This is a genomic window from Micromonospora cynarisoli (assembly GCF_030518815.1).
GTDB classification, from domain to species: domain Bacteria; phylum Actinomycetota; class Actinomycetes; order Mycobacteriales; family Micromonosporaceae; genus Micromonospora; species Micromonospora wenchangensis.
In genome coordinates this window covers 4,095,474-4,115,484 of record NZ_CP130426.1, presented here as the reverse complement: position 1 = coordinate 4,115,484, position 20,011 = coordinate 4,095,474, and the positions used below count along the sequence as shown (strand labels likewise).

General features: G+C 73.1%; 17 protein-coding genes and 1 tRNA gene. 9 read left to right on the top strand and 9 right to left on the bottom strand.

Annotated features, from left to right (window positions below; genetic code table 11):
• Positions 1-82: 82 nt before the first annotated feature.
• Together Q2K16_RS17595 and Q2K16_RS17590 are read right to left on the bottom strand one after the other, a co-directional pair.
• A complete protein-coding gene (locus Q2K16_RS17595; protein WP_302738683.1) occupies positions 83-1,402 on the bottom strand; it encodes a DUF559 domain-containing protein in 1,320 nt (439 codons plus the stop codon).
• 384 nt (positions 1,403-1,786) lie between these two features.
• Positions 1,787-2,464 (bottom strand): IclR family transcriptional regulator, encoded by a 678-nt coding sequence (locus tag Q2K16_RS17590; RefSeq protein ID WP_302738682.1) that lies wholly within the window; start codon positions 2,462-2,464, stop codon positions 1,787-1,789.
• A gap of 63 nt (positions 2,465-2,527) precedes the next feature.
• Here Q2K16_RS17590 and cysS point away from each other — a divergent pair, with 63 nt between their 5' ends.
• Both cysS and rlmB read left to right on the top strand, forming a co-directional pair.
• The gene (gene cysS / locus Q2K16_RS17585) at positions 2,528-3,943 is read left to right on the top strand and encodes a cysteine--tRNA ligase (RefSeq protein WP_302738681.1); all 1,416 of its coding nucleotides are present in this window, start codon (positions 2,528-2,530) and stop codon (positions 3,941-3,943) included.
• Positions 3,943-5,088, top strand: a complete 1,146-nt coding sequence (gene rlmB / locus Q2K16_RS17580) for a 23S rRNA (guanosine(2251)-2'-O)-methyltransferase RlmB (protein WP_302738680.1) — start codon at positions 3,943-3,945, stop codon at positions 5,086-5,088. Before cysS ends, rlmB begins: the two co-directional genes overlap by 1 nt.
• A gap of 83 nt (positions 5,089-5,171) precedes the next feature.
• Here the strand turns inward: rlmB and Q2K16_RS17575 are convergent, their stop codons facing one another.
• The gene (locus Q2K16_RS17575) at positions 5,172-6,263 is read right to left on the bottom strand and encodes an ABC transporter ATP-binding protein (RefSeq protein ID WP_088643228.1); all 1,092 of its coding nucleotides are present in this window, start codon (positions 6,261-6,263) and stop codon (positions 5,172-5,174) included.
• A gap of 365 nt (positions 6,264-6,628) precedes the next feature.
• On the opposite strand from Q2K16_RS17575, the gene Q2K16_RS17570 reads away from it, so the two are divergent.
• From Q2K16_RS17570 to Q2K16_RS17555, 4 genes are all read left to right on the top strand, one after another.
• Positions 6,629-6,705: transfer RNA gene (locus Q2K16_RS17570), tRNA-Thr, on the top strand.
• Positions 6,706-6,886: 181 nt separating this feature from the next.
• The gene (locus Q2K16_RS17565) at positions 6,887-7,291 is read left to right on the top strand and encodes a helix-turn-helix domain-containing protein (protein WP_194821371.1); all 405 of its coding nucleotides are present in this window, start codon (positions 6,887-6,889) and stop codon (positions 7,289-7,291) included.
• Between the two features lie 35 nt (positions 7,292-7,326).
• On the top strand, positions 7,327-7,746 hold the full coding sequence (locus Q2K16_RS17560) for a VOC family protein (protein WP_302738679.1): 420 nt from the start codon (positions 7,327-7,329) through the stop codon (positions 7,744-7,746).
• A 58-nt stretch (positions 7,747-7,804) separates the two neighbouring features.
• Positions 7,805-8,266 carry an ASCH domain-containing protein gene (locus Q2K16_RS17555; protein ID WP_302738678.1) on the top strand — a complete coding sequence of 154 codons (462 nt, stop codon included), beginning with the start codon at positions 7,805-7,807 and terminating at the stop codon, positions 8,264-8,266.
• Positions 8,267-8,296: 30 nt separating this feature from the next.
• On the opposite strand, the gene Q2K16_RS17550 is transcribed toward Q2K16_RS17555, so the two are convergent.
• Entirely contained in the window at positions 8,297-8,932 is a 636-nt protein-coding gene (locus Q2K16_RS17550) for a hypothetical protein (RefSeq protein ID WP_302738677.1), read from the bottom strand.
• Positions 8,933-9,062: 130 nt separating this feature from the next.
• Positions 9,063-9,587 carry a hypothetical protein gene (locus Q2K16_RS17545; RefSeq protein ID WP_302738676.1) on the bottom strand — a complete coding sequence of 175 codons (525 nt, stop codon included), beginning with the start codon at positions 9,585-9,587 and terminating at the stop codon, positions 9,063-9,065.
• Positions 9,588-9,755: 168 nt separating this feature from the next.
• Between Q2K16_RS17545 and Q2K16_RS17540 the strand changes: the two genes are divergently transcribed.
• A complete protein-coding gene (locus tag Q2K16_RS17540; protein ID WP_302738675.1) occupies positions 9,756-12,143 on the top strand; it encodes a M4 family metallopeptidase in 2,388 nt (795 codons plus the stop codon).
• A 105-nt stretch (positions 12,144-12,248) separates the two neighbouring features.
• The gene (locus tag Q2K16_RS17535) at positions 12,249-13,013 is read left to right on the top strand and encodes an enoyl-CoA hydratase/isomerase family protein (protein ID WP_302738674.1); all 765 of its coding nucleotides are present in this window, start codon (positions 12,249-12,251) and stop codon (positions 13,011-13,013) included.
• Positions 13,014-13,164: 151 nt separating this feature from the next.
• Here the strand turns inward: Q2K16_RS17535 and Q2K16_RS17530 are convergent, their stop codons facing one another.
• The gene (locus Q2K16_RS17530; RefSeq protein ID WP_302738673.1) at positions 13,165-13,608 is read right to left on the bottom strand and encodes an HNH endonuclease; all 444 of its coding nucleotides are present in this window, start codon (positions 13,606-13,608) and stop codon (positions 13,165-13,167) included.
• 421 nt (positions 13,609-14,029) lie between these two features.
• Entirely contained in the window at positions 14,030-14,989 is a 960-nt protein-coding gene (locus tag Q2K16_RS17525; protein WP_302738672.1) for a hypothetical protein, read from the bottom strand.
• A 221-nt stretch (positions 14,990-15,210) separates the two neighbouring features.
• Here Q2K16_RS17525 and adhE point away from each other — a divergent pair, with 221 nt between their 5' ends.
• Positions 15,211-17,784 (top strand): bifunctional acetaldehyde-CoA/alcohol dehydrogenase, encoded by a 2,574-nt coding sequence (adhE, locus tag Q2K16_RS17520; protein ID WP_302738671.1) that lies wholly within the window; start codon positions 15,211-15,213, stop codon positions 17,782-17,784.
• Positions 17,785-17,832: 48 nt separating this feature from the next.
• Here the strand turns inward: adhE and Q2K16_RS17515 are convergent, their stop codons facing one another.
• A complete protein-coding gene (locus tag Q2K16_RS17515) occupies positions 17,833-19,359 on the bottom strand; it encodes an FAD-dependent oxidoreductase (protein WP_302738670.1) in 1,527 nt (508 codons plus the stop codon).
• A 57-nt stretch (positions 19,360-19,416) separates the two neighbouring features.
• A complete protein-coding gene (locus tag Q2K16_RS17510; protein WP_302738669.1) occupies positions 19,417-19,923 on the bottom strand; it encodes an MSMEG_6728 family protein in 507 nt (168 codons plus the stop codon).
• Positions 19,924-20,011: the final 88 nt, after the last annotated feature.

The following is a 20,011-nucleotide window of genomic DNA, read 5'->3' as shown; positions in this document are numbered from 1 at the left end:
GACTCTTCTGCTTCTGCGCGACGGGGCCGATGTTGCGGTGTCGGGGTGAGGGGACAGCGCAACACCGGCCCAAGGGGGCGGATCATCGGCGCCAGCCGCGTCGGGTGAGGACCACGCGTACCTCGCGGGCCACGGCGGGGAAGTCGTCCCTCAGCCGGCGGCTGGTCACATGCAGGACGGTCCAGCCGGCGGCGACGAGGTGGTTGAGCCGGCGACGGTCCCGGTGCAGTTGCTCGGGATCGCTGTGCCAGTGCCCGTCGTACTCCACCGCCACCCGGAACTCCGGCCAGGCGAGATCGGGATGCAGCACCAGCCCCGACGGCAGCCGTACGGGATGCTGCGCGACCGGCCGCGGCAGGCCGGCCAGCACGAGTCGTACCCGCAGGTGCGACTCGGGCGGTGACTGCGCGGCCGGATCGGTCAGCTCGAAGACCCGGCGGGCCCGCACCCCACCACGCCTGTCGGCGAAGCGCGCGGCGATCTCGGCGAGAGCGGCCGGGCTGGTCAGGCCCCTGCCGAGCAGCGAGTCGACGATGCCGACCGCCCGGACCGGGTCCAGCCAGGCCGCCGTCTCCCAGGCGGCGAGCGCGGGGGACGACCGGGGTAGGACGGGCGGTGTCGGGCGCGGGCCGGTCGACGGTGCGCGGACGTCCGCCAACGCCGCCGCGCCGATCGGGACGGCCCCAGCCGATCCGGGGCCCGACCTGTTCCGGGTCGTCGGCCAATCCGTGCCGGCGGCCCCATCCGCAGGCACGGCCGGTGCGGTGGAGAGGGCTCGTGTGGTGGGCGGGGGCGGCTCGGGGTGCGGGGCTCCTGTGGTAGGTATGGCGGGTCGGGCTGGCGTGGTGGCACTGGCCGCAGCGCGGTGCGCTGTCGCTGGTGTGGCGTCCCCGGGGAGCCGGCGGGACGCATCCGGCTGCGGATGAGCGACCGGCCCGCCGGGTGCGGCGACGGTGTGCACCCGGATGCCGCCCGGGGAACCGGACCGCCCGCCACCCGCACCGGGCCGAGTCCCGCCCGCGTCGAGCCGGATTGCGCTGGTGACGGTGAGACGCGCGGGACTGCGGGAGGCGGACGTGACCGCTCCCTGGGAGCCGACCCGGGCGGTCCGGGGGACGAGCACGTGCACCTCGTCACCGAAGCCGGCGGCGTGCTCGATCCCGTGCAGGCACGCCGCCGACGGCCCGGCGACGACAGTGCCGGCGGGCATCCGGAGGAGGGCGGCGCGGCAGGTCAGGGCGTGGTCGAGGGCGAGGCGGGCATCGGCGTACACGTCGTGGCCGAGCCGGAGCCAGGACGCCCCGCGCAGCTGGTGGCGGGTGAGCAGGCCCTGGCGGATCGCGTCCGAGCCGCGGAACACCTGCCCGACGAGGGCCGCCGGGCGATGAGGTCGAGGTGGCATGACCCCAGCGTCGGGCCTCACCGCCGCCCGGCGACACCCCTGTGGACAACCACCCCGGTCCGTGGCAGCACCCCCTGTGGACAACCCCCACCGCCCGCCGAAGCGTGGTAGTGCACGGTCTCCCGCCCGTCCGTGCGCCCCCACCTTCTCCCACCCGCTTCCGTCCCTCGGTCTCCACGCCCTCACTCGTGAGGGCAGGCGAGGGGAGAGCGCCGTGATCAACTCATGTGGGCCGAAGTTGCGGGGTGAAGGTCGAGGGGATACCGCTGATTCGGCCCGGATGAGTCGATCACCCCCAGCCCAGCCCAGCCCAGCCCACGCCGGGGCGGGGCGGGTCGGGACGGAGGCGGGCCGGCAGTGGCAGGGCAGGGTGCCGGGAGGGAGTCAGGACAGGACGGTGGCGATCGTCCGGGCGGCGGTGGTGACCTGCGGGCCGACCGTGTCGACCGGGAGCGGGGCCAGGGAGATCACCCCGACGCTCGCCTCCAGGCCGGGCACCCCGAGCACCGGTGCGGCCACCCCGTACGCCCCGGCCTGGAGTTCCCCGGTGGTGCTCACCGGGCCCGCGTGGCCGGCCCGCCCGGCGAGGACGGCCCGTCCGGCGGCCCCGCGTTCCAGCGGGTGCCGGGCCCCCGGCCGGTACGCCACGTGGAACGACGTCCAGCTCGGCTCGACCACGGCCAGGGCGACGCCCTCGCCGCCCTCCACCACGGTCAGGTGCGCGGTCGCCCCGGTCTGTTCGGCGAGCCGCCGCAGTGCCGGCAGGGCCCCCTCGGCCAGCAGCGGCTGGGCCCGTCGGGCCAGGTGCAGCACGCCGACGCCGAGGCGCAGCCGGCCGTCGCCGCCCCGGCGCACCATCCCGTGTCCGGTCAGCGCGCCGACCAGCCGGTAGACAGCGGCCCGGCCGATGCCGAGCCGGTGGGCGGCCTCGGTGATGGTCAATCCGGCCGACGCGTCGGCCACCAGGTGCAGCAGGCGTAGGCCCCGGTCCAGGGTCTGCGCCGTCTCGCCACCCGCAGGCACCTGGTTGCCCGGCTCGCCGGGGGCCGCCGTCGTCTCCACAGCAGGCAGCGTACGACCCGGCTCGGGCCGACCCGGGGGAGCACGGACAGCTACCCTGGTACGGTGACGCTACGCCTGTATGACACCGCCGCCCGATCGGTGCGGGACTTCGTTCCGCGGCAAGCCGGCAAGGTGGGGGTCTACCTGTGTGGTCTCACCCTCCAGGCGCCGCCGCACATCGGTCACCTTCGCTCCGGCGTCAACTACGACGTGTTGCGGCGCTGGCTGTCGGCTGCCGGCTTCGAGGTCACCTTCATCCGCAACGTGACCGACATCGACGACAAGATCCTCGTCAAGGCGCAGGAGCAGGGCCGCCCGTTCTGGTCCATCGCGTACGCCAACGAGCTGGTCCTGGCCCGGTCCTACCGGGCGTTGAACGTGCTGCCGCCGACGTACGAGCCGCGGGCGACCGGGCACATCCCGGAGATGCACGAGCTGATCGCCCGGCTGATCGAGACCGGTCACGCCTATCCGGCCACCGACGGGTCCGGCGACGTCTACTTCGACGTGGCCTCCTGGCCGGCGTACGGGTCGCTATCGGGCCAGTCGCCGGACGACATGCAGTCCGCCGGGGACGCCCCGGAGCGCGGCAAGCGGGACCCCCGGGACTTCGCGCTGTGGAAGGGCGTCAAGCCGGACGAGCCGGCCGACGCCTACTGGCCCTCCCCGTGGGGTCGGGGCCGTCCCGGCTGGCACATCGAGTGCTCGGCGATGTGCCTGCGTTACCTCGGCGCGGAGTTCGACATCCACGGCGGCGGCCTCGACCTGACCTTCCCGCACCACGAGAACGAGATCGCCCAGTCGCAGGCCGCCGGGCTGCCCTTCGCCCGCTGGTGGGTGCACCACGGGCTGCTCAGCATCGGCGGCGCCAAGATGGGCAAGTCGCTGGGCAACGCGCTCGACCTCGACTACGTCGACTCGCTCGGGGTGCGCCCGGTGGAGCTGCGTTACTACTACGCGGCGGCGCACTACCGGTCGCGGATCGACTACTCGGAGGACGCGCTGCGTGAGGCCGCGGTGGCGTACCGGCGGATCGAGGGGTTCGTCCAGCGGGCCGTGGATCGGGTCGGCGTGGGGCAGCTCGGGGAGCTGCCCGCCGGGTTCGTGGCCGCGATGGACGACGACCTGAACACCTCCGCCGCGCTCGCCGTCCTCCAGGCGACGCTGCGTGACGGCAACACCGCGCTGGCGGACGGCGACGATGTGACGGTCCGCACCACCCTCGCCGCCACCCGGGCGATGCTGGATATCCTCGGCGTCGACCCCCTCGACCCGGCCTGGACCGGTGGCGGTCGCGTCGACGACCTGCGGGGCGTGGTGGACTCCCTGGTCGCGTTGGCCCTGGAGCAGCGCGCGCAGGCCCGCAGCCGCAGGGACTGGACCGCTGCGGACGCCGTACGCGACCAGCTCAAGCAGGCCGGCGTGGTGGTCGAGGACACCCCGCAGGGCCCCCGTTGGACTATTGGAGAGCAGGACTGATGGCCGGCAACTCGCAGCGCCGTGGCCGGCGACTGACGTCGAAGGCAGGTGCCCCCAAGGGCTCCGGCGGCAAGAACAAGGACTCCCTCGCGGGCCGGGGCAGGACCCTGCCGGCCGACGAGCGTCCCTGGCACAAGGCGTACTCGGGGACCGAGAAGCTGCCCGAGCGCACCGCCTGGAAGCAGGACAAGGAGCGTCGGGCGGCGGCCGAGGAGGGTCGTGCTCCCAAGATCGGCCAGCCGGGCACCAAGGACACCACTTGGGGCAGGGGCACCCGGGGCATGGCCCCCGTCCGGGCCGGCAGTGGTGGTCGAGGCGGCGCGGGCGGCCGGGGTGGCGCGGGCGCGGGCCGCGGTGGCCCCCGGGTCGCACCGGGCCGTAAGTCCAACCCGTCGCGGGACAGCCCGGAGCTGCTGGTGGGCCGCAACCCGGTGCTGGAGTCGCTGCGCGCCCAGGTGCCCGCGACCGCCCTCTACACCGCGCAGGGCATCGACGCCGACGACCGGGTCAACGAGATCACCCGGACGGCCGCCGACCGGGGCATCGCCATCCTGGAGATCAGCCGGGCCGAGCTGGACCGGATGACCGGCGGCGTGCTGCACCAGGGTGTCGGTCTCCAGGTGCCGCCGTTCGCCTACGAACTCTTCGAGGATCTGCTGGCGGCCTCCCTGGAGCAGCCCGCCCCGCTGCTGGTCGCGCTGGACGGGGTCACCGACCCGCGCAACCTGGGTGCGGTGATCCGGTCGGCTGCCGCGTTCGGCGCGCAGGGTGTGTTCGTACCGGAGCGGCGGGCCGCCGGGATCACCGCGACCGCCTGGCGGACCAGTGCCGGCGCGGCGGCGCGGGTGCCGGTCGCCCAGGTCACCAACCTGACCCGGTCGTTGAAGGCGTGTCAGGACGCCGGTTTCATGGTGGTCGGCCTGGACGCCGACGGCGACACCGACCTGTACGACCTGGAGGCCGCCGTCGGCCCGCTGGTCGTGGTGGTCGGCTCCGAGGGGCGCGGGCTGTCCCGGCTGGTCGGGGAGACCTGTGACCTGACCGTCAGCATCCCGATGATCTCCGACGTGGAGTCGTTGAACGCCAGCGTCGCCGCCGCCGTCACGCTCGCCGAGGTGGCCCGCCGCCGCGCCGTGGAGGGCTGATCCGGCGCCGGCACCCGCGCACGGGACGAAGGCACGACGGAAAGGGGCGGCCCGCCGAAGCGGACCGCCCTTTCGCGGGTGGATCAGATGCGGTGGCCGGTGGCCGCGTTGAAGACGTGGCTGCGGCCGGCGCGCGGCTTGACGAACACGGTGTCACCCATGTTCGGCATGTTCCGCCGGTCGGTGCGGACCACGAAACGCTCCTCGTGGCCCTCCAGCGCGGCGTGGCCGTAGACGTTGGCGTCCGAGCCGAGATCCTCGACCAGCTCGACCACGACCGGCATGCCGCCCTCGGTCGGGCTGACCAGGTCGCAGTCCTCCGGGCGGAAACCGACTGTCACCCGGTTGTCGCCACCCTCGCTGCGGGCCGCCTCGACCTGCTCGCGGGTCAGCGGGATGTGCATCTCGGCGAAGGCCGCACCCCGCTCGTTCAGCGGAACGGTCTTGATGTTCATGGCGGGGGAGCCCATGAAGCCGGCGACGAACACGTTGGCCGGGGTGTCGTAGAGCGCCCGCGGGGTGTCCACCTGCTGGAGGACGCCGTCGAGCATGACCGCCACCCGGTGACCCATGGTCATGGCCTCGACCTGGTCGTGGGTGACGTAGACCGTGGTGATGCCCAGCTTCGCCTGGAGCGAGGCGATCTGGGTACGGGTCTGTACGCGGAGCTTGGCGTCGAGGTTCGACAGCGGCTCGTCCATGAGGAAGACCTGCGGCTCGCGGACGATCGCCCGGCCCATCGCCACCCGCTGGCGCTGACCACCGGAGAGCGCCTTCGGCTTGCGGCTGAGGTACTCCTCCAACTGGAGGAGGCCGGCCGCCTCCTTGACCCGCCGGTCGATCTCGGCCTTCGGGGTCTTGCGCAGCTTGAGGGCGAACGCCATGTTCTCGTACACCGACATGTGCGGGTAGAGGGCGTAGTTCTGGAAGACCATCGCGATGTCGCGGGCCTTCGGCGGGAGGTGGGTGACGTCCCGGTCGTCGATGTAGATCGCGCCGTCGTCGACGTCCTCCAGGCCGGCGAGCATCCGCAGGCTGGTGGACTTGCCGCAACCCGACGGGCCGACCAGGACGAGGAACTCCCCGTCGCCGATCTGGAGGTCGAGCTGGTTGACCGCGGGGCGTTCGGTGCCCGGGTAGATCCGGGACGCCTTCGCGTAGGTGACCGTAGCCATGATGGTGCGCTTCCTTTCACCGGCAGGAACGTGCCGGACGATCCGAGTGAAGGAGCTGTCGGCACCCACGGTGCCGACCCGCGGACCACATCCGGAGGGCAGCCTGGCCGACCCCGGGTGTCATCCGTGTCACTGCACGGTAAACGGGATTTCCAGCTGTGCCAAGACGGGATACACCGAGTGGGACGGACGGCATACGCATTTCGGTCAGGCAGGCACGGCCGGGCATCAATCCCCTCGCCTGACGAGGGCCCGGCGCGTCAATTCGTCGGCGGCGCGGGCGTGAGATTGACGTTTTCCATGCTCGGGGACCCTGCCGGCCGGGATTTCCCGACGTCAGTCGCTATGCTGACCTCGCACCACGCGCCCCTGTAGCTCAGCTGGCCAGAGCACTCGCCTTGTAAGCGAGATGTCGCCGGTTCGATCCCGGCCGGGGGCTCCAATTCCACAGCACGGCCGCCACTGGCGTTGCCGCCTGTCGATCCGTCGGCGGCGTGCGGGGGCGGCCGACCGTCCGTGGCGGGGTCCCCGCCGGGGGCCGCCGCCCGTCGCGGGTCCCCGCCGGGCGGGTCCGGCTGGGTAGATTGGGTCGGCGCGAACGGGGACGACGGGGGCGGGGGCCGATGAGTCGTGCGGTGGAGCAGTCGAACCGGGCCATGCTGCGGGCCCGGGACGCAATGGACCGGGCCTACGCCGAACCGCTGGACATCCCGGCGCTGGCCCGGATCGCGCTGGTGTCCGAGGCGCACTTCATCCGTACCTTCCGGGCCACCTTCGGCGAGACGCCGCACCGCTACCTGCAACGACGTCGGGTGGAACGGGCGATGTCGATGCTGGTGGAGACCGGCCGGGACGTCACCGACATCTGTTTCGCCGTCGGGTTCAGCAGTCTCGGCTCGTTCAGCCGCACGTTCCGGCAGATCGTCGGCGAGTCACCGAGCGAGTACCGCAGCCGCCGGTCGGCAGGTGACACGACGGTGCCGAGCTGCTTCACCAAAGCCTGGACCAGGCCCAGCAGTTTTGGATAAGCAGCAGGTCAGGGGCCTGGCCTAGCGTTCCGGGCATGACGATGAACGCGATCACCCGCTCCCAGATCTACGTCCTCGACCAGGACGAGGCGCTCGACTTCTACGTCGGCAAGCTGGGCTTCGAGATCAATACCGACCAGGATCTGGGCTTCATGCGGTGGCTGACCGTCAACGTGCCCGGCGACCCGCAGCGCGAGGTGCTGCTGGAGAAGCCCGGTCCGCCCGCGCTGGACCCGGCTACCGCCGAGCAGGTCCGGGAGCTGCTGACCAAGGGCGCGATCGGCGGGTGGCTGAGCGTCACCACCGACGACGCGCACAAGACGTACGAGGATCTGGTCGCCAAGGGTGTCGACATCACCGACGAGCCGACCGAGCGGCCGTACGGCATCGACTTCGGCATCCGTGACCCGTTCGGCAACCGGATCCGGATCGGCCAGATGTTCCCCCGGGCCTGACCCGGCGACGCTGGGACCGCGGGTGTGGGCGGTGTGGTCGCCGGGCTACCGTCGCCAGGTGACCACACCGAGCCCTACTGACCAGGTGACCACACCGAGCCCTACTGATCTGCCCAGGTTCGAGTTCGCCTTCCCCGGCCCGCTGCGTGACCAGCTCGTCGCCGCCGTGCTCAGCGGGGCGAAGACCTCCACCACGGGCCTGCTCCAGGACTACGAGCGCGACGGCGAGCCGTTGCCGGCCGTCGGTGACCGGGCGGTGGTGGTCGATTCGGCCGACCGACCGGTCGCGGTGATCGAGGTGACCGGTGTGCGGCTGGTCCGGCTCGGCGACGTCGACCTCGACCACGCCCGCGACGAGGGGGAGGGGTACGACTCGGTGGCGGCCTGGCGGGCCGGGCACGAGGACTACTGGCACGGGCCGGACTACCTGGGCTGGCTGGGTGATCCCGGGTTCCGGGTGGACGACGACACCCCCGCCGTCGTCGAACGCTTCCGGGTGGTGTCGGGCCTCACCGGCTGACCCGGCGTGGCCGGGAGGATGGCGGGCCGGTCAGCCGGTGGGCTGTTCCAGTTCGTCCCGGATGGTGAGGAAGTCCTCCTTGCGGTCCGGCTGCTTGGTGGCGGTCAGGAAGACCACCACCCCGGCGACCTCCGGATCGGCCCAGGCGCAGGCGGTGAGGTGGCCCTCGTCGGCGGTCCGCCCGCGACCGCACCGGGCCTCGCCGCCGTACCTGCCGAACTCCACCGACCGGGGTTTCGGAATCCGGTACGGCTTGAGCAGCCGGGCCAGCATGGCCTGCGGGTCGGTGACGGTGCCCGAGACGGCGCTCACCACGATCGTCTCCGGGGTGGGTCGACCCCGCCCGTAGACCCCCTCGACGGTGCTGGTGGCCGGGGTGGCCTCGCGGGTCAGCTCGTTGAGCCGGAACCGGGGCAGCCCGGCGGGCAGTGGCATGCCCGAGCGGGGCAGCCCCAGCAGGGTGTCCGGGGTCCGTAACGTCCGTGCCACCGGTGTCGGGGTGGGCGGCGTCGGTCGTTCGACGTCGGCGACCGCGCACCCCGTGGCCAGGACGGTGGCGACCACCGCCGGCAGCACCGCGACCGGTCCGGGCCGGCGGCGCGGGCCGGCCGGGCGCGGCTCGTGCGGGTGGCCGGGGCCGGGGCCGGCGGGTCGTCTCCTGGGCACAACGCTCCTCGCGGGATTGTCCAGCGGGTAGGTTATCCGACGAGTGTCACCCCGGATCGCCGTCCGGCCGGGCAGGCCGGGTGAGCCGCGCCACCGGTCGACGCGACCGCTGGTCGGGCGCGGATCACGGTCAGCCGGTCGTGGTGGTCTTCAGCAGCAGGGCGGCCAGTTCCTGCGCGGCGGCAGATGGTTGCGGGCCGGTCGGGCAGTCGGTCCAGTCGACCCGGTGCGTCCCGACGGTGAGTTGGTAGCGGTAGGTGTCGGCGCAGCCGTCGTCGGCCGGGCCACCGGCGTCCGCGCGGGTGGCCGGGCCGGTGAGCGTCAGCAGCCGGTCGAGCGCCGCCGCGTCGAGCCGCCCGGTCCGCCGTGCGCCCGCCCGGTCGGTCGTCGTCCACCGGCCGTCGGGTTCGACGGTCACCGTGTCCCGGTTGCCGGCGAAGCCGCCGGAGCGGGTCAGGGTGACCCGGTCGACGCCGGTGGACCGGGCGTCGGGGTCGTCCGGGCTGGCCCCGGCTCCGGTCGGGGTGCTGCCGGTGGGGGTGGGCGCGGTCGTGGCCGCTGGTGGCGCGGGGGTTCCCGGCTCGGCCGCTGAGCAGCCGGTCAGTAGCGCGGCGGCGGCCGTGACGGCCACCAGGACCAGGGCGGATGATCTCATGCCGATCGGACGCGCATCGACGTCAATCGGTTCCCCCGGTGAGAACCGTCCTCCGTTCGGCCAGTGTCGTGTCATGGAACCGCGCCACCCCTTCTCTTTTCCCGGATGTATCGCTATATCTACATGCGTGACTACCCCCGTCACATCTTTCCCTTGCCAGGAGGGCACGTGAAAAGACCCCTCGCCGCCGTCAGCGCAGCTCTGCTCACCAGCGGAATGCTGACCTGCGTCGCCACCGCAGCGCACGCGGCTCCCCCCGCCCCCGCCCCCGATGCCGCCCCCGCCGCCCGCGCCGAGAGCCTGCTGCGCAGCAACCCGGGCGCGGTCCAGGGCACCAGCGCGGAGGCGTACCAGGCGGTCCGCACCAAGGTCGACGCCAACGGCGCGGCGCACACCCGCTACACCCGCACCTACCAGGGACTGCGGGTGTACGGCGGTGACTTCGTCATCCACACCGCGCCCGACGGTGCCCTCGCCGGGACCTCGGTCGGCCTGGCCGCCCCGCTGACCCTCGGCACCACCTCCAAGATCAGCCCGGCGGCGGCCGCCGCGACGGCCCGCAAGGCGTTCTCGGGCACGATCACCGAGGTGGGTACGCCGGAACTCTTCGTCGACGCCACCTCCGGCAAGGGCCGGCTCGCCTGGGAGACCGTGCTGTCCGGCTGGAAGGCCGACCAGCAGACCCCGTCGAAGCTGCACGTGATCACCGACGCCGTCACCGGCCGGGTCATCGGCGCGCACGACGAGATCGAGTCGGTGGTCGGCAGCGGCCAGGGCATCTACACCGGCTCGGTCAGCATCGACACCACGCTCTCCGGCAGCACCTACCAGATGATCGACCCGTCGCACGGCAACGGCCGCACCTGCGACATGAACAACGGCACCAGCACCTGCACCACGTTCACCGACGCCGACAACGCCTGGGGCGACGGCACCAACGCCAACCGGCAGTCCGCCGCCGTCGACGCCCACTTCGGGGCGGCCAAGACGTTCGACTACTTCAAGAACGTGCACGGCCGCAACGGCATCTTCGGCAACGGCGCGGGCGTGCCGAGCCGGGTGCACTACGGCCGCAACTACATCAACGCCTTCTGGGACGGCGCCCAGATGACCTACGGCGACGGCGCCAGCAACTCCCGGCCGCTGGTCTCCCTCGACGTGGCCGGCCACGAGATGAGCCACGGCGTCACCGAGGCCGTCTCCGGCCTGGTCTACTCCGGCGAGTCGGGCGGCCTCAACGAGTCCACCAGCGACATCTTCGGCAACATGGTCGAGTTCTACGCCGCCGCGCCGAGCGACCCGGGCGACTACCAGGTCGGCGAGAAGATCAACATCAACGGCAACGGCACCCCGCTGCGCTACATGTACAACCCGTCGCTGGACGGCTCGTCCGACTCCTGCTGGACCACCAGCACCAAGAACAAGGACGTGCACTACTCCTCAGGCGTCGGCAACCACTTCTTCTTCAACCTCGCCGAGGGCACCGGCGCCACCGCGTACGGCACCTCGCCGGTCTGCGGCTCCGCCCCGGCGGTCACCGGCATCGGCCGGGAGAAGGCCGAGAAGATCTGGTTCCGCGCCCTGGACGTGTACTTCACCTCCAACACGTCGTACGTCAACACCAGCACCCCGTCGAACACCGCCCGCGCGTACAGCCTCAAGGCGGCGACCGACCTGTACGGCAGCTGCTCCACCGAGTACAAGGCCGTCCAGGCGGCGTGGACCGCGGTGGCCGTCTCCGGCAGCGACGCCCCCTGCTCCTCGACCGGTAACGACTTCTCCGTCTCGCTCTCCCCGACCTCCGGCTCGGTGACCGCGGGCGGCTCGGTCGCCACCACCGTCGCCACCGCGACCACCAGCGGCACCGCGCAGACCGTGACGTTCTCCGCGTCCGGCCTGCCGACCGGTGCGACCGCGACGTTCAGCCCCGCCTCGGTGACGTCGGGCGCCGCGTCGACCCTGACCATCGCCACCTCGGCCAGCACCCCGGCCGGCAGCTACACGGTGACGGTCACCGGCACCGGCGCGGTGGCCCACTCGGCCAGCTACGCGCTGACCGTGAGCAGCGTCGGTGGCACCTGCACCGCCGGCCAACTGCTGGGCAACCCCGGCTTCGAGTCCGGCAACACGGTCTGGTCGGCCAGCACGGCCGTCATCGGGCAGAACGGCGCCAGCCAGCCCACCCACGGCGGCACCTGGAACGCCTGGCTGGGCGGCACCGGTGGCACCCTGACCGAGACGCTCTCCCAGTCGGTGAGCCTGCCGGCCGGCTGCGCGACGTACAACTTCAGCTTCTGGCTGCACATCGACTCGCGGGAGGTCACCACGACCACCGCGTACGACAAGCTGACCGTGCAGGTGCTCAACTCCTCCGGCACCGTGCTGGCGACGCTGGCGACCTACTCGAACCTGAACAAGGCCACCGGGTACACCCAGCGCTCGTTCTCGCTGGCCGCGTACGCCGGCCAGAGCGTGACCCTGAAGTTCACCGGCACCGAGGACGCCTCGCTGCGGACGTCCTTCGTGGTCGACGACACCGCGCTCGACGTGTCCTGACCTGACCCCTGCGTCGGTGGGCCCGGCGGCCACCCCTCCCGGGTGGTCGTCGGGCCCGCGCCGTTATGGTCGCCGCACCGGTGGCACGAGGAGAGGGGCGCGACGGTGTCGGACGCGGAGTTGACCGTCGGGGTGACCGGCGCGGTGGCGACGGTGACCATCCGTAACCCCAGCCGGCGTAACGCGATGACGCCGGACATGTGGCGACGGCTGCCCGTGCTGCTGGACGGGCTGGAGGCCGACCCGGCCGTGCGCGCCCTGGTGCTCACCGGCGCCGACGGGGCGTTCTGCGCCGGTGCCGACCTCGGTGACCTCGACGAGCTGCTGGACGCGAACGGGGGCGCGGGCATCGCGGTCGCCGCCGAGGAACGGTTGGCCGCGTTCGCCAAGCCCACGATCGCGGCGGTGCAGGGCCCCTGCGTGGGCGGTGGTTGCCTGCTCGCGGTCGCCTGCGACCTGCGGATCGCCGCCCCGGACGCCCGGTTCGGGGTGCCGCCGGCCCGGCTCGGGCTGGTCTACCCGGCACCGTCCACCCGGCGGCTGACCCGGCTCGTCGGCCCGTCCACGGCCAAGTTCCTGATCTTCACCGCCGAGCTGGTCGACGCCGAACGGGCACTGCGGGTCGGCCTGGCCGACGAGGTGGTCGATGACCTGCCCGGCCGGGTCACCGCGATCACCGCGGCCATCGCCGCGCGCTCCCAGCTCAGCATCGCCGCCGCCAAGGAGATCATCGACGACCGGGCCGGGCCGGCCCGGATCGCCTGGTGGCACCGGAAGGTGCAGGACAGTGGCGAGGCCCGCGAGGGCGTCGCGGCCCACCACGAACGCCGCCAACCCGACTTTCCCTGGTCCCCGTCCGGCGGTCAGTGACCCGGGTCGCACCGGCGGCGACGTTGCGGTATCCGAGCCAGCGGATACCGCTACCCCGGCGACAGCGACTCGATCATGAGGGGCGGTGGGACCGGCGGGCGTCGCACCGGGCGTACCCGACGCGACCCCCTGTGCCCGCCGGCCGGTCCGGTCACCGCCCGGCGAGGCTCGCCCAACTCGGCGTCGCCGGTTCCCGCCGCAGCGGCATGTCCGCCTCGGCCGGGGTCCGGTCACCCTTGTGCTGGTTGCACGGGTAACAGGCGGCGGTGGTGTTCCGCCAGGTGTTGCCGCCGCCGCGCGAGCGGGGTAGCACGTGGTCGACGGTGCTGGCCGGCCCGCCGCAGTACGCGCACCGACCACCGTCGCGGCGCAGCACCCCCGCCCGGGACCAGGCCGGGCCGGCGCTGAACCGCCAGCGGGTGACGACGTACCGGACGAGACGGACCACCCGGGGGAGGGGGAAGACCCCGATCACCCGGTCCGGCTCGGCCTCGTGGATCTCGGCGACCCGACGGCACAGCATCCGGATCGCGTGTTGGACGGTGACCCGGTGCAGCGGGCCGAGGTCGGCGTTGATGACGAGGACGGCGTCCACCGGGCTCTCCCTTCGCGGTCGGTGGGTCGATCGGGGCGGCGGGCGGAGTCACCCGTCCGGAGTGCGGCCGGCCCGGACGAACCCGCCGCCGGAGGTCGGCCCGGACGACGAAGGCCGCCCGGTCCTCGGGTGGGACGGGGCGGCCGGCGCGTACGGGCACGCGTCAGTCGGGATTCCCGCCCCGGGGACGTTCGGCTCGATCACCGCCGACGGGTGGCGTCGGCCACGCGCTGGTGGGGTGCGGCGACGTCATGGCGTGCTCCCAATTCGACTGGTTGACCGTGCGCGGATCACGCTATGCGCGGCGGTGCGAGCGGGCAACGCATTTCGATGCCCCCGCCGCCGCCCGTACCCTGCACGATCGTGACGGGAGGTGGCGGCTCCCCGCCACGATCCACGGGACCGGGGAGGCGGTGGTGGGTCAGGAGCGGACCGACCAGACGGTGACGTCGACCGAGGCCGGCGTCCCCAGGTAGCGGTTGTGGTCGATCCGGACGTAGTTGACCACGGTCGGGTCGCCCGGGTCGGGCTGGCAGTAGGTGACCGGGGTGGGTTCGAGCTGTTCGAGGTCGATGCTCGGATACCGCTGTGCCTTCGGGTTCCGGCAGCCCTCGTAGCTGAGGTCGGTCGGGTCGTCGGTCCAGTCGTAGAGGGCGAGCTGGTGGTGCTGCGCCTGGAAGATCAGGGTGCCCGCGCCGGTGCCCCTCGCCACCCGGGGCCTCGGCAGGAAATAGACCGAGTCCTCGGCGAGCAGGGTCCAGTGCGGTGCGCCGGCCGGCGGCACCCAGTCCGGCCCCACCGGCCCCCTGGTCGGCGTCGGTCCGGGCGTGGGGGTGGGCGCGGGGCCGGTCGTCGGCCCGTCCGGACCCGGGTCCGGGGTCGCCGGAGTGGCGGTGGGCGTCGCCCCGGACGGATCGACGGTGGGTGTGGACCCGCCCGGGGTCGCCGCGCCGGTGGGGCCGGCCGAGGCGGCGTCGACGGAGGTCGCGGGGGAGGCACCCCGCGCGTCAGGCGTCCGGTCCGTCGGCCAGGAGAGGACGGCCACCGTGCCGACGATCACCAGCAGCAGCGCGGCGATCCCGGCCGGCAGCCACCAGCGGCGGCGCGGCCCCGGGCCGGCCGGTGGGGCGGTGGACCCGGCCGGTGCGTCGGGCGCGGCCGGGGTCGACCCCGGCGGCAGGGCGGCGGCGTCCGTCGCCGCCCGGGACAGCCGTGGGTCGATCGCGCTGAACAGGGACAGCAGCCCGAGCGCGCTCGCGGCGAAGACGCCGGCCAGGCCCACCACGGCGTTGGCCTTGTCGACCCCCATCCGCCAGGCCAGCACCGCCACCCCGATGGCGGCCACGGTGAGCAACGTGTAGGCCTTTCGCGGTCCCGTCATGCGAATCATGGTGGACGGGGGCGGCGGGGCACGGTGTCGGGTAGGCGACGCTGCGTGGCCCCCGCCCGACATCGGGACCTTCGGCCGACCGGACACGCCCGGGACGGCGCGACGACGGGACCTTTGGCCACCGTCGGACGGGTCCTTGCGCCCCACCGCCGAGACGCCCGTCGATGGATGCTGAGGGTGTCCGAGACGCCGCCAACCGCCGAGGTGAAAGCATGTCGACCGCACTCGCCACCACGATCGACGCCCTGGTCGCCGACGGCCTCAAGGCCCTGGCCGACTACGACCGGTACGACCAGGAGCAGATCGACCACATCGTCCGCAAGGCGTCGGTGGCCGCGCTGGACCGGCACGCCGCCCTCGCCCAACTCGCCGTCGCCGAGACCGGTCGGGGGGTGTTCGAGGACAAGGCGGTCAAGAACATCTTCGCCTGCGAACACGTCACGCACAGCATGGCGAAGACCCGTACCGTCGGGGTGATCAGCCGGGACGAGATCAGCGGCATCGTCGAGATCGCCGACCCGGTGGGCGTGGTCGCCGGCATCACCCCCGTCACCAACCCCACCTCGACCACCATCTTCAAGGCGCTGCTGGCGCTCAAGACCCGCAACCCGGTCATCTTCGCCTTCCACCCGGCGGCGCAGCGGTGCAGCGTCGAGGCCGCCCGCACGGTACGCGACGCGGCGGTCGCCGCCGGAGCGCCCGAGCACTGCATCCAGTGGATCGAGGAGCCGTCGGTCGAGGCGACCACCGCGCTGATGCACCACCCGGGGGTCGCCACCATCCTCGCCACCGGCGGCAACGCCATGGTGCGGGCGGCGTACTCGGCGGGGAAACCGGCGCTCGGCGTGGGCGCGGGCAACGTGCCGGCCTGGATCGAGGCGACCGCCAAACTCAAGCGCGCGGTCAACGACATCGTGCTGTCCAAGTCGTTCGACAACGGCATGATCTGCGCCTCCGAGCAGGCAGTCATCCTCGACGCGGCGATCCACGACGCGGCCGTCGAGGAGTTCCGCACCCTGCACGCCCACCTGGCCACCCCGGCCGAGAAGGCCGAGCTGGAGGCGCTGCTGTTCCCCGCCGGCAAGCTCAACCCCGACGTGGTCGGCCGGAGCGCCGCCTGGATCGCCGACGCCGCCGGGATCACCGTCGCCCCGGACACCTCGATCATCCTGGTCGAGGTCGACCGGGTCGGCCCCGACGAGCCGCTGACCCGGGAGAAGCTCTGCCCGGTGCTGGCGGTGCTGCGCGCCGACAGCCGCGAGCAGGGCCTGCGGTACGCCGAGCAGATGGTGGAGTTCCACGGGCTCGGGCACAGCGCGGTCATCCACACCGCCGACGAGGAGCTGGTGGAGGAGTTCGGCCGCCGGGTCAAGGCAATCCGGATCATCTGGAACTCGCCGGCCTCGCAGGGCGGCATCGGCGACATGTACAACGCGTTCCTGCCGTCGCTGACGCTGGGCTGCGGCAGTTACGGGCGTACCTCGGTGTCCGACAACGTCTCGGCGGTGAACCTGCTCAACATCAAGCGGATCGGCCGACGGAACAACAACATGCAGTGGTTCAAGGTCCCGTCGAAGATCTTCTTCGAGGCGAACGCGATCCGCTACCTGGCCGAGATGCCCGACGTGCACCGGGTCACCGTGGTCACCGACGCCACCATGACCCGGCTCGGCTTCGTCGACCGGATCAACCGGGTGCTGCAACGCCGCCCCGAGCGGATCGCCCTCCAGATCATCGACGACGTGGAGCCCGAGCCGAGCGTCGACACCGTCGACCGGGGGGCCGCGCTGATGCGGGCCTTCCGGCCGGACACGATCGTCGCCCTCGGCGGCGGCTCCGCGATGGACGCCGCCAAGGTGATGTGGCTGCGCTACGAGCACCCGGACGTGGTCTTCGACGACATGCGGGAGAAGTTCTTCGACATCCGCAAGCGCGCCTTCACCTTCCCCACCCTCGGCGCGCTGGCCCGGCTGGTCTGCGTACCGACCACGTCGGGCACGGGCGCGGAGGTCACCCCGTTCGCGGTAATCACCGACCACCGGACCGGCAAGAAGTACCCGCTGGCCGACTACGCGCTCACCCCGACCGTGGCGATCGTCGACCCGGTGCTGACCGCCAGCATGCCGGCGACCATCGCCGCCGACAGCGGCTTCGACGCGCTCACCCACGCCATCGAGGCGTACGTGTCGGTGTACGCGAACGACTTCACCGACGGGCTCGCCCTGCACGCCATCCGGCTGGTCTTCGGCAACCTGGAGCGGGCGGTGGCCGACGCCGACCCCGAGGCGCGGGAACGGATGCACAACGCGGGCACCATCGCCGGGATGGCGTTCGGCAGCGCCTTCCTCGGCATCGTGCACGCCATGTCGCACACCCTCGGCGCGACGTTCCACATCGCCCACGGCCGGACCAACGCGGTGCTGCTGCCGCACGTGATCCGCTACAACGGCACCGTCCCGTCGAAGCTGTCCGGCTGGCCGCGCTACGAGAGCTACCGGGCACCGGAACGGTTCGCCGAGATCGCCGCCCAGCTCGGCCTGCCGGCGGGCACCCCGGCGGAAGGGGTGGCGTCGCTGGCCGACGCGGTGGAACGGCTGCGCGACGCGGTCGGCATCGAACCGTCGTTCGCCGCGATCGGCGTCGACCGGGCGGCGTTCGAGGCGGCGCTGCCGCAGCAGGCCCTCAACGCCTACGAGGACCAGTGCGCCCCGGCGAACCCCCGGATGCCGATGCTCGACGACATGCAGCAGCTCATGCGGGACGCCTACCACGGAACCGCACGCTGACCGCCCGGCCCGCCCGACCCCACCGGTCGGGTGGGCCGGCGGGACGGTTCACTCCCCGGCGAGCAGTCCCCGGGGGCGGATCGAGCGGACCGGTTCGGTGGCCGCCCCCGCGGCCCGCAGGATGTGGTTGGCGGCGACGATCCCGGTCGCTGCCGACCGTTCCATCAACGCGCTGGGGAAGTCGGTGCCGATGCCGTCCCCGGCCAGGTAGAGGCCCTCGGCGTCGGTGCGTACCCCGGGCCGGCCGGGGTGGCTGCCCGGGGTGAACGCCGGGGCCTGCGCCTCGACCCGGGCGCGCAGCTCCCGCACCCCCAGCCCGGCGACCTCCGGCCAGAGCGCGACCAGTTCGGCGCGCATCCGTTCGGCCAGTTCCTCGGCCGGCACCCCCTCGTCGCAGGCGTACGCGTGCAGCTCCACCACCGCGCCGCCGGTGCGCTGCGCCCAGCGGCGGGACTCGTTCTCCAGCCGGTGGTAGAGGGTCACCGAGTCCAGGGTGGGCTGGCGGGACACCCCGCTGAACACCGCCCGGTCGGCCCGGACGTCCCCGTCGAGCCAGTATCGCGCCACCGCGTACGGCGGACCCGGCCGGCCGAACGCGGGCATCCGCGCCACCAGCTCGGGCGCCACCGCGACCAGGCCGGGGGAGGCGTCGACCAGCGCCGCCAGCGCGGGCGGGTCGACGGCCAGCACCACCTGCCCGGCGGGGTGGACGGTGCCGTCGGCGGTGGTCACCCGCCAGCCGTCCGGCTCCCGGTCCAGCCGGGCGGCGGCCGAAGCGGTGCGCACCCGGCCGCCGTGCTGCTCCAGGTACCTGGTCAGCGGCTGCCAGATCGCCGTGGCGTAGTCCTCGTCGGGGCAGTCGAACGCCAACCCCTCCGGGTTGCCCAGCAGGTAGAAGTGGAACTGGGCGATCATCTCGGCGGCCGACATCTCGGTCTCGTGGTTGAAGAACGAGTGCGAGAAGACCTCGAACAGCATCGCCCGCGCCCGGTCCGGCAGCTTCAGCGAGGCGAGCAGCGCGTCGGCGGTGGTGTCGTCGAACTCGACGTAGGTGCGCACCGGATCGTAGCTGAGCAGCGGCAGCGCGGCGTCCCGGTCCATCGTGCGCAGGTCGGCCAGGCGCAGGCTGGGGCTGCGCAGCAGGAGCGCGAGCAGGTTGGCCGGCGGGGCCGGGGGCAGCCTGCCGAACTCCTCGGTGGGCCACTGCGCGGACAGGATCGGGTAGCCGGGGACCGGCTTGAGGAAACCGAGCGTCGGATCGACCCGCCGCAGGATCGACCGCCAGTTGTAGTACTGCCTGAAGAACGCGTGGAAGCCGTGCTCGTTGAGCTGGCTGCCGTCGGCGAGCGCCTCCGGCCACGCGCCGAGCCGGCCGCCCAGCGTCGGCGCGGCCTCCAGCACCGTCACGTCCACCCCGCGTTCGGCGAGCACCACCGCCGCCGACATGCCGGCGATCCCGCCGCCCACCACCACGGCCGTGGTCGGCCGGGCCACCCGGGGGGCGCCACCCCCGCCCGGGTCCACCACGTGCTCGCGTACGCCGATGAGCCGACCCAGCTTCTGCGACAGCGCCATGTGCACCTTCCGACCCGAGGGACCCCCAGTCTGCCCGACCAGGCCCGGTCCGGCCGGTCAGGAGGTTGCGCCGCCGTCGGCGGGCCGCCCGGCGGCGAGCGGGGGGCGGTCGGACGGCGGCCAGACGTACTCCAGGTCGGACGGTACGTCGCCGAACTGCGGGCGGTAGTGCTCCGGGTCCTTGCGCAGCAGCGCCGAACGGTGGCTGCGGTGCAGGTCGTCACGGCCCAGCCAGGGTGGCAGCTCACCGGCGGCGGCCAACTCGGCCTGGCTGCGTACCCGGCCGTGGCCCCGGGCGGTGGTCAGGTCGGTGACCAGGGTCGACGCGCAGGTGTCCGCCCGGCCCGCCGCCGACCAGACCGCGCACACGTCCAGCCCGTACCGGGTCAACGCCTCCTCGTAGCCGGCCCACATCCGCACCGCCGGGTGGTTGCGCCAGCCGTACCCCGGCCGGGTCAGCCCGCGCAGCACCTGGAGCGCCTCCACCCGCTGCTTGCCCAGCCGCCGCTGGTCGAGGGAGCGCGCGCTGGCCAGGAAGTCCGGGTACGGCAGGAACGTCTGCACGCCCGCTGCTCTACCCGCCGCCACGCCCACCATGCCTACGCGGCCACCGGTGCCGTTCCCACGCCGGCCGGTGCGGCTCACCAGGGCT

Coding starts and splice junctions, on each gene's coding strand:
- Q2K16_RS17595 (WP_302738683.1), bottom strand. CDS start 1,402: ATGCCACCTCGACCTCATCGCCCGGCGGCCCTCGTCGGGCAGGTGTTC.
- rlmB (WP_302738680.1), top strand. CDS start 3,943: ATGGCCGGCAACTCGCAGCGCCGTGGCCGGCGACTGACGTCGAAGGCA.
- Q2K16_RS17575 (WP_088643228.1), bottom strand. CDS start 6,263: ATGGCTACGGTCACCTACGCGAAGGCGTCCCGGATCTACCCGGGCACC.
- Q2K16_RS17565 (WP_194821371.1), top strand. CDS start 6,887: ATGAGTCGTGCGGTGGAGCAGTCGAACCGGGCCATGCTGCGGGCCCGG.
- Q2K16_RS17560 (WP_302738679.1), top strand. CDS start 7,327: ATGACGATGAACGCGATCACCCGCTCCCAGATCTACGTCCTCGACCAG.
- Q2K16_RS17545 (WP_302738676.1), bottom strand. CDS start 9,587: ATGAGATCATCCGCCCTGGTCCTGGTGGCCGTCACGGCCGCCGCCGCG.
- Q2K16_RS17525 (WP_302738672.1), bottom strand. CDS start 14,989: ATGACGGGACCGCGAAAGGCCTACACGTTGCTCACCGTGGCCGCCATC.
- adhE (WP_302738671.1), top strand. CDS start 15,211: ATGTCGACCGCACTCGCCACCACGATCGACGCCCTGGTCGCCGACGGC.
- Q2K16_RS17515 (WP_302738670.1), bottom strand. CDS start 19,359: ATGGCGCTGTCGCAGAAGCTGGGTCGGCTCATCGGCGTACGCGAGCAC.